This window comes from Rhodococcus sp. BH4 (assembly GCF_002079265.1).
In the GTDB taxonomy this organism is placed as follows: domain Bacteria; phylum Actinomycetota; class Actinomycetes; order Mycobacteriales; family Mycobacteriaceae; genus Rhodococcus_F; species Rhodococcus_F qingshengii.
The window spans coordinates 3,922,773-3,939,260 of sequence record NZ_CP014941.1 but is presented as its reverse complement, the minus strand read 5'-3'; the positions used below and the strand labels follow the sequence as shown (position 1 = coordinate 3,939,260).

The 16,488-nt window shown below is 63.4% G+C and carries 16 protein-coding genes; 8 read left to right on the top strand and 8 right to left on the bottom strand.

Annotation, left to right across the window (positions count from 1 at the left end):
* Nucleotide 1: 1 nt before the first annotated feature.
* The 8 genes from A0W34_RS18135 to A0W34_RS18100 all read right to left on the bottom strand — a co-directional run bounded on the left by A0W34_RS18135 (nt 2) and on the right by A0W34_RS18100 (nt 9,084).
* A complete protein-coding gene (locus tag A0W34_RS18135; RefSeq protein WP_003944463.1) occupies nt 2–400 on the bottom strand; it encodes an ectoine synthase in 399 nt (132 codons plus the stop codon).
* 15 nt (nt 401–415) lie between these two features.
* Complete coding sequence (gene ectB / locus A0W34_RS18130) at nt 416–1,678, bottom strand: diaminobutyrate--2-oxoglutarate transaminase (protein WP_007731008.1); 1,263 nt, start codon at nt 1,676–1,678, stop codon at nt 416–418.
* A gap of 48 nt (nt 1,679–1,726) precedes the next feature.
* Nucleotides 1,727–2,242, bottom strand: coding sequence for a diaminobutyrate acetyltransferase (ectA, locus tag A0W34_RS18125; protein ID WP_003944572.1), 516 nt, complete (start codon nt 2,240–2,242; stop codon nt 1,727–1,729).
* A gap of 160 nt (nt 2,243–2,402) precedes the next feature.
* On the bottom strand, nt 2,403–4,502 hold the full coding sequence (locus tag A0W34_RS18120; protein ID WP_030536630.1) for a RecQ family ATP-dependent DNA helicase: 2,100 nt from the start codon (nt 4,500–4,502) through the stop codon (nt 2,403–2,405).
* Between the two features lie 39 nt (nt 4,503–4,541).
* Nucleotides 4,542–5,363: a MerR family transcriptional regulator gene (locus tag A0W34_RS18115; RefSeq protein ID WP_054826237.1), complete on the bottom strand. Its 822-nt coding sequence runs from the start codon at nt 5,361–5,363 to the stop codon at nt 4,542–4,544.
* 53 nt (nt 5,364–5,416) lie between these two features.
* The gene (locus A0W34_RS18110) at nt 5,417–6,298 is read right to left on the bottom strand and encodes a ribokinase (RefSeq protein ID WP_081558044.1); all 882 of its coding nucleotides are present in this window, start codon (nt 6,296–6,298) and stop codon (nt 5,417–5,419) included.
* A complete protein-coding gene (locus A0W34_RS18105) occupies nt 6,295–7,737 on the bottom strand; it encodes an MFS transporter (protein ID WP_003944479.1) in 1,443 nt (480 codons plus the stop codon). Before A0W34_RS18105 ends, A0W34_RS18110 begins: the two co-directional genes overlap by 4 nt.
* A 243-nt stretch (nt 7,738–7,980) precedes the next feature.
* Nucleotides 7,981–9,084 (bottom strand): NADH:flavin oxidoreductase/NADH oxidase, encoded by a 1,104-nt coding sequence (locus tag A0W34_RS18100; protein ID WP_042924054.1) that lies wholly within the window; start codon nt 9,082–9,084, stop codon nt 7,981–7,983.
* Between the two features lie 149 nt (nt 9,085–9,233).
* Between A0W34_RS18100 and A0W34_RS18095 the strand changes: the two genes are divergently transcribed.
* Genes A0W34_RS18095 through A0W34_RS18060 form a run of 8 tightly spaced genes read left to right on the top strand, consistent with a single transcriptional unit; the run spans nt 9,234 to nt 16,459 of the window.
* Nucleotides 9,234–10,520, top strand: a complete 1,287-nt coding sequence (locus A0W34_RS18095; RefSeq protein WP_063316232.1) for a glutamate-5-semialdehyde dehydrogenase — start codon at nt 9,234–9,236, stop codon at nt 10,518–10,520.
* Between the two features lie 40 nt (nt 10,521–10,560).
* A complete protein-coding gene (locus tag A0W34_RS18090) occupies nt 10,561–11,472 on the top strand; it encodes an AAA family ATPase (protein WP_003944506.1) in 912 nt (303 codons plus the stop codon).
* Nucleotides 11,473–11,480: 8 nt separating this feature from the next.
* Nucleotides 11,481–12,944 (top strand): vWA domain-containing protein, encoded by a 1,464-nt coding sequence (locus tag A0W34_RS18085; RefSeq protein WP_003944477.1) that lies wholly within the window; start codon nt 11,481–11,483, stop codon nt 12,942–12,944.
* A gap of 18 nt (nt 12,945–12,962) precedes the next feature.
* On the top strand, nt 12,963–13,679 hold the full coding sequence (nadD, locus tag A0W34_RS18080) for a nicotinate-nucleotide adenylyltransferase (protein WP_003944462.1): 717 nt from the start codon (nt 12,963–12,965) through the stop codon (nt 13,677–13,679).
* A gap of 46 nt (nt 13,680–13,725) precedes the next feature.
* Nucleotides 13,726–14,172, top strand: coding sequence for a ribosome silencing factor (gene rsfS / locus A0W34_RS18075; RefSeq protein ID WP_003944502.1), 447 nt, complete (start codon nt 13,726–13,728; stop codon nt 14,170–14,172).
* On the top strand, nt 14,169–14,843 hold the full coding sequence (locus A0W34_RS18070) for a histidine phosphatase family protein (protein ID WP_081558043.1): 675 nt from the start codon (nt 14,169–14,171) through the stop codon (nt 14,841–14,843). Before rsfS ends, A0W34_RS18070 begins: the two co-directional genes overlap by 4 nt.
* Nucleotides 14,830–15,612, top strand: a complete 783-nt coding sequence (gene octT, locus A0W34_RS18065) for a diglucosylglycerate octanoyltransferase (RefSeq protein ID WP_081558042.1) — start codon at nt 14,830–14,832, stop codon at nt 15,610–15,612. Before A0W34_RS18070 ends, octT begins: the two co-directional genes overlap by 14 nt.
* Nucleotides 15,613–15,616: 4 nt before the next feature.
* A complete protein-coding gene (locus A0W34_RS18060; protein ID WP_003944515.1) occupies nt 15,617–16,459 on the top strand; it encodes a DegV family protein in 843 nt (280 codons plus the stop codon).
* The last annotated feature ends 29 nt before the right edge of the window (nt 16,460–16,488 follow it).

Below are 16,488 nucleotides of genomic sequence, written 5' to 3'. Positions count from 1 at the left end.
GCTACGCGGGGACCTCCACCAGTGGGTAGACACCGTTCTCGTCGTGCACCTCACGCCCGGTGACCGGCGGATTGAACACGCACAGCATGCGCATCTGCGTGTCCGGCTCGACGCGGTGACGCTCGTGGCCGTTGAGCAGGTACATCGACCCCGGTGCGAGATCGTATTCCTTGTTGTTGTCGAGGTCGATCAGCTTGCCGGTGCCCTCGACGAGCCAGACAGCCTCGACGTGGTTGGCGTAATGGAACTCGTTGACCGAACCCGCCTTGATGGTGGTCTCGTGGAACGAGAACCCGACGCGGTCGCCGCCGAGGACGATGCGCTTGCTGCGCCAGTTTCCGTCCTCACTCGTGATGTCGCGGTCGGTGTCGGTGATCTCGGTGGTGGTGCGAACGATCATGGGAGAGTCCTTCCTCTAGCTGCAGACCTTGAGTGTCGCCTCGGCCAGAATGGAGAGGCCGTGCTCGAGCTCGTCGTCGGTAATCGTCAGTGCGGGAAGCAGTTTCACAACCTGGTCGGAGGGTCCGGAGGTCTCGGCGAGCAATCCCTCGTCGAATGCCAACTGGCAGACCTTGCCGGCGCGCTCGGGCTGTTCGAAGACGAGGCCCTGAACCAAGCCACGCCCGCGGTGCGAGACCTCGCCGGGGAACTGATCGGAGAGGTTGGCGAAGCATTCGCTGATGCGTGCGCCCTTCTTCAACGTCGTCTTGGTGAGTGCGTCGTCGGACCAGTAGTGGTCGAGTGCCACCTTGGAGGTGACGAACGCCGGGTTGTTGCCGCGGAAGGTGCCGTTGTGCTCGCCCGGTCCCCAGACGTCGAGTTCACGCTTGAACAGCGTGAGCGCCATCGGCATTCCGTAGCCGCTGATCGACTTGGACAACGTGACGATGTCGGGAACGATTCCGGCCTCTTCGAAGGAGAAGAACGGGCCGGTACGGCCGCAACCCATCTGGACGTCGTCGACGATCAACAGGATTCCGCGATCCGAGCACAGTGTTGCCAGCGCCCGAAGCCATTCGGGGCGAGCGACATTGACGCCACCTTCACCCTGCACGGTTTCGACGATCACTGCCGCGGGGCGGTTGATTCCACTGCCGGAATCATCGAGAACGCGGGAGAACCACTGGAAGTCCTCGGTGACGCCGTCGAAGTAGTTGTCGAAGGGCATCGGTGTCGTGTGCACGAGGGGGACACCGGCGCCCGCGCGCTTCATCGAGTTGCCGGTCACGGAGAGTGCACCAAGTGTCATTCCGTGAAATGCGTTGGTGAAGTTGATGACTGCCGAACGTCCGGTGACCTTGCGGGCCAGCTTCAGTGCAGCCTCGACGGTGTTCGATCCGGTCGGGCCGGGGAACTGGACCTTGTAGTCCAGGCCGCGCGGCTCGAGGATGTTGCGCTGAAAGGTCTCGAGGAACTCACGCTTGGCGACTGTCGACATGTCGAGACCGTGCGTGATGCCGTCGCTCATGATGTAGTCGACCAGTGCGGACTTGAGCACCGGGTTGTTGTGGCCGTAGTTGAGGGCGCCGGCACCGGCGAAGAAATCGAGGTAGTCGCGCCCGTTCTCGTCACGAATCCAGGATCCGGATGCGCTGGTGAACACTGCGGGCCAGTCACGGCAGTAGCTGCGAACCTCGGACTCGAGGGTTTCAAAAATGCTTGCTTCGTTGATATTCATATCTTCTTTGTTCCTCCGGGGCATGCTGTATGCCGAGCGCGAAGTGCGCTAGGCGCCGATCGTGTAAAGATCTTCGGCTTCGTGTCCATCGGGAAAATCGTTGGGCGAGAACAAGGTCTGCCTGGTTATCGGTACTTCGCGCCGACGTGCGAGCGCGGTGAAGAGTGCGATCGAAGCCTCGTTGTCGGGGCTGATCGTGGTCTCCAGATGTGTAACACCCAGTGGGGCAGTGCGATCCATCAAGTCGGACAGCATGCGGGCAGCAATTGCCTTGCCGCGCTGGTCTTCGTCGACCGCAACTTGCCACACGAACAGGGTTTCCTGAGCGCTGGGACGGGTATAACCGGAAACGAATCCGACTACGCGGCCGTCTACCTCCGCGACGATGGACGTCGCGCTGAAATCCCTGCACCACAACAGGTATGCATAACTCGAATTGAGGTCGAGCACCTTCGAATCACGTGCGATCTCCCAGAGCCGGACTCCGTCATCGATCTGTGGGCTTCTGAACAACACCGCGTCCGGCGCGGTGGTCGGGATAGCTCTCGTATCAACAGGCTTCATCGGTCATCTGAACGTAACAATCATTGCTGTCGAAGTCATGCAGATGTCCGTTTCGGGCCGTGTGGAACCCGTTGCGCCCCAGGTGAGGACATGAATGTGATGGTGCTCACATTATGTAACTTTTGCCGTTGTCGGAGCGACTATTTCGGGCAAAAACTCGCTATTTCGGGCTTGCGAGCGCCAACGGAAGTACAGAGTGAGCACCAGCCTGTCGAAGTGCGCGCGCGGCCATCGTGAAAGTCCAACCGGTATCGGCGATTGCGTCGACAAGAAGTATCGGTCCCTGGTGGATGCTCATGTCCGGGACTTCCCAAACATCGACCAGTCCGGACACGCGGTAGGCGGAGTTTGCTGCCGACACCGGAGGGTGGTCGGGGCGCAAGCGAAGAGTGCCCAGGTCGGTCAATCGCCCGACCTCGGCCAACTTGGCAGCCAGGCTCGACACCAACAAAGGATGCGTTGTGGATTCGAGGGCCATGACACCGGTGGGTCGCTCGGCCCAATTCCAGGCGGCCAGAACGCTGATACACGCGCTGACCACCGCATCGGGTACCTCGGCGTCGGGACCGTCGAAAAGCGCGCGGAGACGTTGACCCCAGCCCAGGTCCGACATCCGTCCGAGAATGCGCCCGGTTTCGGGCCCCTCGGTGATCTTCCCGGACAGCTTGACGCCCAGCTTGCTCAGGCCGGTCGGCCACATCTTGCGCGGCTCCAGGTCGAATCCGGGGCGCTGCAAGCGCGCCCGAGTCTCGTCGAGGGCGGCGGTGTCGACAGTGGTGTCGTAGCGATTGCCTGTGCAGTTGTCACAGCGACCGCACTGTGAGTTCTCCGAGGTCAGACCAGGATCGTCGAGTTGTTCACGCAGGAAGGTCATTCGACACGTCGTGATGCTCTGGTACTCGACCATTGCGGCCTGCTCGGCCTGGCGAGCGTCGTCGAGTCGGCCGTAGCGCTCGGCGTCGTACACCCAGGGTTCGCCGGTGCTGATCCACCCGCCCTTGACGCGTTTGACCGCGCCGTCGACGTCGAGGACTTTGAGGACCATCTCGAGACGCGTGCGATTGAGCTCCACCAGAGGTTCGAGTGCCGGTGTCGACGTGGCCTTTTCGGTGTCGAGGTGTTCGATGACGCTGCGGACCAGGTGCTCGCGGGGGAAGGCGACCGAGGCGAAGTAACTCCAGATCTGCTTGTCCTCGGCGCCAGGCAGGAGGATCACGTCTGCCCTGTCGGTGGAACGACCGGCGCGGCCCACCTGCTGGTAGTACGAGATCGGCGACGACGGTGCGCCGAGGTGGACGACGAACCCGAGATCAGGCTTGTCGAAGCCCATCCCGAGTGCCGAGGTGGCCACCAGAGCCTTGACGCGATTACCCAACAAGTCCTGCTCGAGAGATTCACGTTCAGTGGGATCGGTCTGGCCCGTGTAGGCGGCGACGGTATGGCCGCGCTCGGAGAGCAGGCTTGCGAGGTCGCGCGCGGCCGAAACCGTCAGCGTGTAGATGATGCCCGAACCCGGCAGCGTCTCGAGCATGTCGGCAAGCCAGGCAGCGCGCGCCGTCGCCTCCGGAATGTGGACTACAGAGAGGTGAAGCGACTCGCGTTCGAGCCCGCCGCGAAGGACGAGGGTTTCCTCACCGCCGACGCCGAGTTGGGCGGACACGTCCTCGACGACGCGGTTGTTGGCCGTCGCCGTGGTTGCGAGGACGGGAATGCCCTCGCCGAGTTCGGCGATCAAGGTCCTGATGCGGCGGTAGTCGGGACGGAAGTCGTGGCCCCAGTCGGAAACGCAGTGAGCCTCGTCGACTACGACCAGGCCGGCATCAGCTGCCAGGGCCGGGAGCACCTGATCGCGGAAGTCAGGGTTGTTCAGGCGCTCGGGGCTGACCAGAAGGACGTCGAGATCATTGGCTGCGACGCGGGCATGGATGTCGTCCCATTCGGTGACGTTGCCCGAATTGATGGTTGCGGCGCGCACTCCGGCACGTTCGGCAGAACTGACCTGGTTTCGCATCAGGGCCAACAACGGAGAGACGATGACGGTGGGGCCGTGGCCCGTTGCCCGGAGCAGCTTCGCCGAGATGAAGTAGACCGCAGATTTGCCCCAGCCGGTCCGCTGTACGACGAGCGCGCGTTTGCGCTGCACCACCAGCGCCTCGATGGCCGTCCACTGGTCCTCGCGTAGCCGGGCATCCGGCCCCGCGAGTTCGCGGAGCAGCCGCTCGGCTTCGTCGCGCATGGCTGGGGCAGTGGCGGTGGTCATGGACCCCATGGTGCACGACCCTGCCGACACGTGCGGGCTTCAGGCCTTGGCAACAGGTTCCTGTAGCTCGGTGACCCAGCCGTCGACATCCTCCGGGCACGCCAGCGTCACCTCACGGCTGGGGCCGGCATTGCGGTATCCCGCTGCGTCGATCCATTGAGCCAGTGCCTGATAGGCGGGCAGACAGTTGTCCATCGAACCCTTGTGCATCAGCGAGGCCACGTGCTCTTCGGCCCGCAGGTCCACCACAGCGAACTCGTAGTCGCCCTCGGGATCCGCGTCTACCGGCAGCGCGGCATGCACGACGACGTTCTCGTCGTCACCGGCATCCTCGTAATACGCGACGGCGGGTCCGATCGCGGCGATACCGGCGCGATCCAAACCGGTACAAAGCCGCTCGTACAACCCGCGAACCACCGGGCCGATCGACGACGGATCCATCGTCTTGGCGGTACCGGTCAACTCCGCGACCCGCAGCGCCGGAACGGACTTGATCACAACCTCGTATGCGGACATCTGTCCCTCACTTTCGATGATGCGGAGGCGCGCCTGTACATGCGCCAGTCGCGCGGTGTCTTCCTGGATTCGGGTTTCGAGTTCTGCTCGGCGAAGCGTGAGCATCCCGCGGATCTCGTCGACGGTGACCGCCGACTCCACCACTTGCTGGACCTGGGCCAGAGTCAGGCCCAACTCCTTGAGAGCGACGATGCGGTTGAGCAGCGCCAACTGGCCCGCGGTGTACGAGCGATACCCGGTGGATGCGTCGACCCTCGCGGGTGTGAGCAGGCCGATGGCGTCGTAGTGGCGGAGCATGCGCACCGACACACGACCTGCTCTCGCAAAGTCTCCGATGCTCAACATTATTGCTCGCCCCGTTTCTCTCTCACGAACCCGATACCTACAGGTTTACGACCTCACACGGTGTCAGGGTCAAGCTGTCGGTTCAGGACTTTTTCGATCGCAGCGCGAGTGGGTGACGACACCGACGCGCCGCGGACCGTCGTCGCCAGACTTCCCGCCGTGGCAGCAAACTGCAGGGCGCGGTCCTGGCCCTGCACCCACTCCACGGCGAAGGCGCCGGTGAAAGCATCGCCTGCGCCAGTTGTGTCCACGGGTGTCACGGCCGGGGAGTCGGCGTGGATTGTCTCCTCGCCCGACCGGAGATCCGCGCCGCCGGCCCCGAGCGTCGTGACGAGGTATCGGACGCGACCGGTGACCGCGGCCAACTGCTCCGACTCGGTCTGGTTGACGATCAAGATGTCGACTGCATCGATCAGTGGATCCGGAAGTTCTTGCACAGGAGACGGATTGAGGATGACCGTCGTCCCGTTGGCATGTGCGTGCTCGGCTGCTGCTGTAACTGTCTCGACCGGGATTTCGAGTTGGCACAGTAGAACGTCGGCGTGTGCGATCGCGTCGAGGTCTGCTTCTGACAACGAGGTGACCGAGGAATTGGCGCCCGGGACGACGATGATGTTGTTCTCCGCGTCCTCGCTCACGGTGATGGCGGCAACGCCACTCGGGCCGTCGACACTACGAAGCAACGCGGTGTCGACCCCGGCGTCTTGCAGGGTCTCGCGCAATTGGGTGCCGAAACCGTCGTCGCCGACCGCGCCGACGAACGACACGTCCCCACCGGCTTTCGCGGCGGCGATGGCCTGGTTGCTGCCTTTGCCTCCCGCCGCGGTGGCAAAGGCAGTGCCGAGTAGCGTTTCTCCCGGAGCGGGGAATCTGGACACTGACGTGGTCAGATCCATGTTGATACTGCCGACGACGACGATTCGAGGCGTGCTCATACCTCGAGGTTATCGGCCTTCATTCTCTTTCGACGAACCTTGCGGATGATCCGACGTGCTTCCTCGTCGGTGGCGACAGAGGGCGGAGAGCCGTCGAGTGGCTTGCGTGCGGTCTCGGGGATCATCAGGACTGCGATACCGCCGATCACTGCGGCGATCATCATGTACATCGGTGCGACCAAGTTGCTGCCCGTTGCACTTTCGAGGGCGGTGAGCACCAGGGGAGTGGTCCCGCCGAAGATGGAGACCGCGAGGTTGTATCCGATTGCCAAGCCGCCGTACCTGATTCCGGTCGGAAAGAGTGCGGGAAGCACGGACGGGAACACTCCGACGAACAGCAGGAGCAAACCGCCGAGAATTGCGAGTCCCAGGAAGACCGTCACGTAGTTGCCGACGCCGATCAGAAGGTAGGCAGGTAGGGACAGGACGAAGAATCCGATGAAACCGCTGAGCAGCAAGGGTTTACGCCCGACTCGGTCCGAGAACTTTCCGACGTAGCTGATTCCCATCATCATCACGATCATGACGATGATCATCAGAACGAGTCCGTGGGATTCGTCGTAACCCAACGTGTTGGTCAGATACGTCGGCATGTAGCTGAGCAGGCCGTAGTGAGCGATGTTGTACGTGGCCACCAGGACGATGCACAGAACAAGCGGACGCCAGTTGTCGACGAGAGTTTCGCGTAGTTTCTTGCCTGTGGATTCATCTGCGAGGGAGCGCTCTTCGGCCTGCTCCATCATCTGGAATGCGGGGGTTTCCTCCAAACGCAGACGGAGGTACAGGCCGATGAGACCCAGAGGTCCGGCAATGAGGAAGGGGATGCGCCAGCCCCACTGGAGTAGGTCCTCGGCACTGACGACGGTCTGGATGATCGTCACGATGCCCGCTGCCGCCACATATCCTGCCAGAGTCCCGAATTCGAGGAAGCTGGCGAAGAAACCGCGGCGCTTGTCCGGTGCGTATTCGGCGACGAACGTACTGGCCCCGCCGTATTCGCCGCCCGTGGAAAAGCCCTGCAACAGGCGTAGGAGTACCAGCAGGATCGGGGCGGCGATACCGATGGATTCGTAGCTCGGGATGAGGCCGATGGCGAAGGTGCTGCCCGCCATCAGAATGATGGTGGTGGCCAGGACTTTCTTGCGTCCGATGCGGTCACCGAGTGGACCGAAGAACAATCCGCCGAGAGGGCGGACGATGAAGGCAGCCGCAAAAATTGCAAACGTCGAGAGGAGTTGAGCGCTGCCGCTCGCGTCCGGGAAGAACACTTTTCCTATAGTGGTAGCTAGATATGCGTAAACGCCGAAATCGAACCACTCCATGGCATTTCCGAGCATCGTTGCCTTGACAGCGCGCTTGACGGACGCATTGTCGGTGACGCAGACATCGGGTGATTCGGCCACTTCGAGAGCGCTGATCGAGTTCTCTGGTGTAGTCATGACATGCGCTCCCCAGCGCAATCATCGAACCGAGCGGGGCACGTACCTGATGCACGCATCTTTTCGTTGCCCACTCGCCGATGAGCCGGTCGGGAAATCGAGCGTCCGCGTGCCCTGTGGCTCGTTGCGACCCCCGTCGCACGGCTCTGGCCCGCGGCAGTGTCCGGAGCCCACAGGGCTCCGGACTACCGGCAAGTAAGACGCTTACGCTATCAAAGTTGTGCGCGGGAGCCGATTTTCGGGCTAGAAGGCGCGGGCGTACTGCGACGGGATATGCGGTCCTACCTCGGCGTTCAGTTCACGGGCCGCCCGGCGCGCCCAGTAGGGATCACGCAACAGTTCGCGGCCGAGGAGCACCGCCACTGCGCTTCCGTCTTCGACGATCTTCTCGGCCTGTTCGGGTTCGGTGATGAGGCCGACGGCGGCGGCCGGTAGCAGGCTCTCGTTCTGCAGGCGACGGGCGAACGGAACCTGGTATCCCGGCTCCACCGGAATCTTAGCCGCCGGTGAATTACCGCCGGTGGACACGTCGACGAGATCGACGCCGTAGTCGGAGAGGATGTTGGCGAGGGCAACGGTCTGATCCGCGGTCCAGCTGTCGACCTCGAGCCCACGCTCTTCCGTCAGCCAATCGGTCGCCGAGACCCGGACGAAGAGCGGTAGCTCGGCCGGCCACACCTCGCGGACTGCGCTCAGGATTTCGAGGAGCAATCGGATGCGGTTCTCGAAGCTGCCTCCGTAGCGGTCCGTTCGCTTGTTGCTCTCGGGGGAGAGGAACTGATGGATCAGGTATCCGTGGGCCGCGTGAATTTCCACGACCTTGAATTCGGCCTTCAATGCGCGGGTAGCCGCCGCTGCGAAGTCCGCGACGACCTTCTCGATGCCCTCCGTGGTGAGCTCGACCGGATCGGCAAGGTGACCGAACGGAACCGCGCTCGGGGCAACCGTCTGCCACGAGAGTCGGTCGTCGGCGGGCAGACTCTTGCCGCCGCGCCACGGAACCTGCGTCGACGCTTTGCGTCCGGCGTGGGCCAGCTGAATTCCGGGCACTGCGCCGAAGTACGCGAGTTGCGCGTTGATCTCGGCGAAGGCTTGCGCCTGCGTGTCGTTCCAGATCCCCAGATCAGCTGCCGATATGCGGCCTTCGGGATTGACGGCCGTCGCCTCGGTGAGAATCAGGCCGGTGCCGCCGATTGCACGGCTCACCAGATGCGTGCGATGCCACTCGTTGGGCACTCCGACCTGGTCGCCGATGACGTCAGCGGAGTACTGGCACATCGGTGCCATCCAGACGCGGTTCGGGATGGTGACGCCGCGCAGGGTCAAAGGCTCGAACAACACACTCACGGATGGCTCCTGACTCGAAGAAGAAGGTCGGTGGGTGCAACAGCGCCCCGCATCGGAATTGTTCCCCGGCGGTCCGCCGGAATGGTCCCGGGTGGTCACAGCCTCGTTCCGCCGAGCAGGCCGTCACGGTGGGTGGTTAATGTGTATTCATGACCGCTGTGACTTCCAACGCAGAAACCGTCGACTCGAACGCGTCCGACACCAAGTCCGTCGTGCACGACGCCGCACGCCGAGCCCGTAAGGCTTCGCGCGTCCTGGCTCTGCTGACCACCGCGCAGAAGGATGCTGCGCTCAACGCCGCAGCCGACGCGGTACTCGCGGCAAGTGATCGGATTCTCGCGGCCAACGCTCTCGATATCGACACCGCGAAGGCGGGCGGCACCGAGGAATCGCTGCTCGACCGTCTTCGTCTGACCGCTGAGCGGATCGAGGGCATCGCGTCGGGTTTGCGTCAGGTTGCCGGACTACCCGATCCGATCGGTGAAGTGCTTCGTGGATCTACTTTGCCGAACGGTTTGGAGCTACGCCAGCAGCGCGTTCCGCTCGGTGTCGTCGGCATGGTGTACGAGGCTCGCCCCAACGTTACCGTCGACGCTTTCGGGCTCACTCTCAAGTCGGGAAATGCTGCGCTGCTTCGTGGTTCGTCCTCGGCGGTCAAGTCCAACGAAGCGTTAGTGGCGGCTCTGCGCGCGTCGTTGATTGACCAGGGACTGCCCGAGGATTCCGTTCAACTTCTGCCGAGTGCGGATCGGTCGACGGTCACGCACCTGATCCAGGCCCGCGGCCTCGTCGACGTCGTCATCCCGCGCGGCGGTGCCGGCTTGATCAGTGCCGTCGTGCGTGATGCCACCGTGCCCACCATCGAGACCGGTGTCGGTAACTGCCACGTCTATGTTCACTCGGCCGCCGATCTACTGATGGCCGAGAAGATTCTTCTCAACTCCAAAACCCGTCGGCCCAGTGTGTGCAACACGGCAGAGACGGTGCTGGTCGACGCCGCTATTGCCGAGACGGCCGTGCCGAAGCTGCTCCAAGCGCTTCAGATGCACGACGTCGTCGTGCACGGTGATCTGCCGGGACTGGTTCCCGCGACCGAGGACGACTGGTCGAAGGAATACCTCACCCTCGACGTCGCCCTCAAGGTCGTCAAGGACCTGGACGCTGCCGTCGAGCACATCGACCAGTACGGGACCGGCCACACCGAAGCCATCGTGACATCCGATCTCTCGGCTGCCCGCGAGTTCACCGCTCGAGTCGACGCTGCGGCAGTGATGGTCAATGCGTCGACTGCCTTCACCGACGGTGAGCAGTTCGGGTTCGGCGCCGAGATCGGCATCTCTACCCAGAAACTGCACGCGCGTGGCCCCATGGGGCTACCGGAACTGACGTCCACCAAGTGGATCGTCTGGGGCGACGGGCATACCCGACCCGCCTGAAAAGTTCACCAGACTTGCCCCACCTCTCAAGGAGTTAACCGTGGACCGAGCACTTCCCGACACGACGCCGTTCTTCTCGACCGTCGACGACGTGATCGAACGGCTGGCCGAAACCGGCTATCTGTCCGACAAGGCCACCGCGACGGCAGTCTTCCTGGCCGATCGTCTGGGCAAGCCGCTGCTCATCGAGGGCCCGGCCGGTGTCGGAAAGACGGAACTCGCCCGCGCAGTCGCCCAGACCACGGGCGCAGAACTGGTGCGTCTGCAGTGCTACGAGGGCGTCGACGAGGCTCGTGCGCTCTACGAGTGGAACCACGCGAAGCAGATACTTCGGATTCAGTCGGGCGGGGCGAGCGGAGCGAGGGGTGATGTCGCGGTCGACCACAGCTGGGATTCGACGAAGGCGGATGTGTTCTCGGAGGAGTTCCTGCTCGCACGTCCACTGCTCAAGGCCATTCGCCGCGAGGACCCGACGGTGCTGTTGATCGACGAGACGGACAAGGCAGACGTCGAGATCGAAGGTCTGCTCCTCGAAGTGCTCAGCGACTTCGCGGTCACGATCCCCGAGCTCGGAACGATCACCGCCACCCGCAAGCCGTTCACGGTGTTGACCTCGAATGCCACTCGTGAACTCTCGGAGGCTCTGAAGCGTCGTTGCCTCTTCCTGCATCTCGATTTCCCGGACGCCGACCTCGAGCGTCGCATCCTCGCAAGCCGTGTGCCGGAGCTTCCTGAAGCGATTGCCGAGCAGCTGGTCAACACCATTCGTGTTCTTCGCGGAATGCAGCTCAAGAAGGTCCCTTCGGTATCCGAGACCATCGACTGGGGACGCACCCTTCTTGCTTTGGGCATGGACACTCTCGACGACGATGCCGTTCGCGCCACGCTCGGCGTGATCCTCAAGCACCAGTCGGACCAGGTGCGTGCCGCCGCTGAACTTCGGCTGAACTGAGGTCTGACATGGCTCCCGCAGGATCGACGTCGCCGCTCTCACCTGGCGGCCTGGCAGCGCCGCACGGGATTCCCGGTCACCTCGTCGATTTTGTCGAGGCGCTGCGGCGACGCGGAATCATGGTCGGCCCGTCCGAGACCGTCGACGCCGGTCAGGTCATGTCGGTTCTCGATCTGCTCGATCGTGAAGCGCTTCGTGAAGGGCTGGCGTGCTCGCTCCTGCGCAGGCCGACCCACCGGGCGACGTTCGACGCCGTCTTCGACCTGTGGTTCCCCAAGGCGATCGGTGACCGTGCGGTCGGCGACGTCGACGTCACACTGCCGCGCAAGCCAGACGGCTCGATCGACCTGCAGGCATTGCGTGAGCTCATTGCCGAACTGCTGACAGACGGCAGTGACGAGGCGATGGAGATGACCGAACTCCTGACCGCCGCGATGGTCGAGGAACTCGGGCAGTACCAGTCGAGTAACGGCCCGTCGTTCTCCGCCTACCAGGCGCTGCGCGACGTCGCCCCGGAGACGTTGCTCAACAAGATCCTGCAGGGCCTGCTCGGCAACCAGGAGGGTTCCGGGTCAGAGGGCAAGGACAACTCCGACTATCAATCCGAGGTCGCCAAGCGCACGGCAGCGCAGCGCATCGCGGACTTCCGCAAGATGGTCGAGAAGGAAACGCGTCGACGCACAGCCGAGAATTTGGGCAAGGAGCGGGTCGCCACGTACGGCGTTCCGAAACTCGCCGAGGAAGTCGACTTCTTGCGAGCGTCCGATGCCGAACTCACCACGCTGAAGAAGAACGTCGCACCCCTGGCTCGCTTGTTGGCCAGTCGTCTCGCCGTGCGTCGTAGCCGCTCTCGCGCGGGTTCGATCGACCTACGTCGTACGTTGCGCAAGTCCATGTCGACGGGCGGAGTGCCGATCGATCTGGTGCAGCGCAAGCCGAAGCGGGCGCGGCCCGAACTTGTGGTGATGTGCGACGTGTCCGGCTCGGTGGCGGGGTTCAGCCATTTCACTCTGCTGCTCGTGAACGCTTTGCGTGAGCAGTTCTCGCGCGTGCGGGTGTTCGCGTTCATCGACACGACCGACGAGGTCACGCGGTTCTTCGACTCGAACGCAGACCTCGGATCAGCGATGTCACGGATGGTGCGTGAGGCCGAACTGATCACCTACGACGGCCACTCAGACTACGGACACGCCTTCGGAGTGTTCCAGGAGAAGTTCGCGCAGTCGATCACCAGTCGCACGTCGCTACTGGTACTCGGCGACGGTCGCAACAACTACCGCGATCCCAACCTTCAGTCGCTGTCGCAGATGGTGGCAGTAGCCAAGCACGCGCACTGGCTCAACCCCGAGCCGAAGGGGCAATGGGGAACGGGTGACTCCGCGGCGAAGGTCTACAACGAGGTCATCAGCATGCACGAGTGCCGCTCGGCCCAGCAGCTTGCCGACGTCGTGTCCCGTCTGCTGCCGGTCTGACCCGTAAGCTCGACACTCGTGCAGAAGGGACTATCGGTGGAACGTGCTCGACGCCTAGGAGTGATGGGTGGCACCTTCGACCCCATTCACCATGGCCACCTCGTTGCGGCCAGTGAGGTCGCCGACCGGTTCGGACTCGACGAAGTGATCTTCGTCCCCACCGGGCGGCCCTGGCAGAAGCAGGGGAAGGGCGTCAGTCCTGCCGAGGACCGGTACCTCATGACGGTCATCGCCACCGCCTCCAACCCGCGGTTTTCCGTCTCTCGGGTCGACGTCGACCGTGAAAAAGTGACGTACACCGTGGACACGCTGCGAGACCTCCGGGCCTACCACCCTGACGCCGAACTCTTCTTCATCACCGGTGCCGATGCGCTGGCCAGCATCCTTTCCTGGCAAGATTGGGAAGAGTTGTTCGCATTGGCGAAGTTCGTCGGGGTATCGCGACCGGGTTTCGATCTCAATGCAGAGCACCTGGCCGGTCACCTCGACACCATGCCCGCCGACGCGGTCACGTTGATAGAGATTCCGGCACTTGCCATTTCGTCGACCGAATGTCGGCGTCGGGCAAGTGAAGACCGCCCCGTCTGGTACCTGGTGCCGGACGGAGTGGTGCAGTACATCTCGAAGCGGAACCTGTATCGACCTGTCGACGCGGAGCGCCGCGACGGAGCTACAACGATGTCGGAGCCCGCACCGGGGAAGTCGGAAGCCGTCCCGGGCGCCGAATCGAGCTAGCCGAGCACAACAAGTACTTTCTGAAGACGAAACTGGAGAACATCGAGTGAGCGCAAACACCGAAGCCATCGACATGGCACGCATCGCGGCCTTGGCAGCCGACGAGAAGCTGGCCACCGAAGTGGTGGTGCTCGATGTGTCCGAACAGCTGGTCATCACGGACTGCTTCGTGATCGCATCTGCGACGAACGAGCGTCAGGTCAACTCGATTGTCGAGAACATCGAAGACCGTCTCCGCGAAGCGGGACACAAGCCGGTCCGCCGTGAAGGCACCCGCGAGGGCCGCTGGGCACTGCTCGACTACGCCGACATCGTCGTCCACGTCCAGCATGACGAGGAGCGCAACTTCTACGCTCTCGATCGTCTGTGGAAGGACTGCCCGACGGTCGAGGTCGAAGGCCTCGGACAGAACCGTCCCGGCCCCGCCGACGCCAACACGGTGTTCGAGACCGACACGGTTTCCGAGCCGGACGCGCAGGATCCCTCGCTGTGACTTCGTCGGCGCCCAGTGCGGCGTCGAACCCTGTCCGCCGGCTCATCCTGCTGCGTCACGGACAGACCGAATACAACGCCGACTCTCGGATGCAGGGGCAACTCGACACCGACCTGTCGGAGTTGGGACGCACGCAGGCCAAGAGTGCAGGTCCGGTGATCGCCGATCGCAGGCCGTTGACGATCGTGTCCTCGGATCTGCGGCGCGCGTATTTCACGGCCGTCGCTGTCGGTGATGCCGCCGGACTTCCGGTCCTCACCGACATGCGTCTGCGTGAGACACACCTGGGGGAATGGCAGGGCCTGACTCATCATGACGTCGACGAGCGCACTCCCGGTGTGCGATCTGCCTGGCGAGCGGATGCCACGTTGGCGCCGCCCGGCGGCGAAAGCCGAATCGACGTCGCGAATCGCAGCCTCCCCGTAGTTCACGAATTGCTCGACACGCACCCGGACTGGGCCGAGCGGCCCGTAGTTCTGGTGGCGCACGGAGGCTTGATCGCGGCACTGACAGCGGCATTGCTCGACTTACCCGTCGATCGCTGGGCCGTCCTCGGCGGATTGGGAAACACCAGTTGGGTGCAACTCAGTGGACATGGTGACGTCAAGTCGATCGAGTGGCGACTCGACGTATGGAATGCTTCTGCGAGTGTCGCAAATGACGTCCTCTGAAAGTGCCGACGGGCAGCGCCCCGTCCTCCTCGTGCTCGCGGATTCGCTGTCGTATTTCGGCCCCAAAGGCGGCCTCGCGGCAGATCATCCACGGATCTGGCCCAACATCGTGGCCGACGAACTCGGCTGGGACGTCGAGTTGGTCGCCCGTATCGGCTGGACGTGCCGCGATGCGTGGTGGGCACTGACTCAGGATCCTCGTGTGTGGGCGGCGGTGCCGCGGGCAGGCGCCGTCGTGTTCGCGGTCGGCGGTATGGACTCGCTACCGTCCCCATTGCCTACCGCGCTCCGCGAGACCATTCGCTACGTTCGGCCACCCGCGCTTCGACGCGTGGTGCGCGAGGGTTATCAGTGGCTGCAGCCGCGGCTTGCACCTCTGGGCCGCCCGGTCGCACTTCCGCCCAAGCTGAGCGTCGAGTATTTGGAAAGCTCGCGAAATGCGTTGGAGTACATGCGGCCGGAACTGCCGATGATCGCGACCCTGCCGTCGGTGCACCGCAGCGATGCCTACGCGAGCGTGCACGCCGGACGACCTGCCGCGGTGTCCGCGATCACCGAGTGGGCTACGGAGAAAGACGTTCCCGTAGTCGATCTCGCGGATGCAGTGCGTGACAACGTCTTTTCCGAGAACGGCAACCCCGACGGTATTCACTGGGGTTGGGACGGTCATGTCGGTGTAGCCCGCGCGATGATCGCTGCGATTCGCGGGGTCGAGGCGCAGAAAGTGGTTTCGCCGCAACTGGTATCACCGCCGAGCGAAGTCGGGTAGCAGAATGCCGGTCGTCGTCGTCACGGATTCCTCCGCCTGCATCCCGCAGGAGTCGGCCGACGCATGTGGCATTCAGGTTGTTCCGCTCCACGTGCTCCGTGACGGCTGCGACTTGCGTGAGGGTGTCGACGCAATGCCGAGCGACCTGTCGGGAGTGACAACGGCCGGAGCGTCGCCCGCCGAGTTGTCCGAAGCGTATGCACGCGCCCTGGACATGAGCGACGGTGACGGCGTTCTCGCCGTGCACATTTCACGGCAACTGTCGGGAACGTGGGAAGCCGGACGAGTCGCGGCCCAGGAGTTCGGTGGCGCTGTTCGGATCGTCGATTCACAGTCCGCCGGAATGGGTTTGGGATATCCCGCTCTCGAAGCTGCGCGCTTGGCCGAGAAGGGCGCTTCACTCGAAGAGGCATATGGCCGGGCGGTCGACGTTGCAAGTCGTGGGCGCTGCTACATCGTCGTCGACAAACTTGATCAATTGCGCCGGGGCGGACGAATCGGAACCGCAGCAGCGTTGCTGGGCACTGCATTGGCGATGAAGCCGATCCTGCATCTGGTGGACGGCAAGCTGGTGCTCGGCGAGAAAACACGTACCACCACCAAAGCGCTTGCACGCTTGGTGGATTCGGCCGTCGAGCGCGCTGGTCTCGGTCGTGTGGCGATAGCCGTGCATCACATGCGAGCGCGAGAGCGTGCGGACGGGATCGCGGAACAGTTGGCCGAGCGCATCCCCGATGTAGCGGAATCCGTGGTCACTGACTTCAGCGCGGTCATCGGAGCGCACGTCGGTGTCGGCGCGATCGGTGTTGTGGTGTGCCCGTTGCCGGAGATCGACACGAGCGCCTGATCGTTTCTCCACAATCCGCGAGTTCTCCA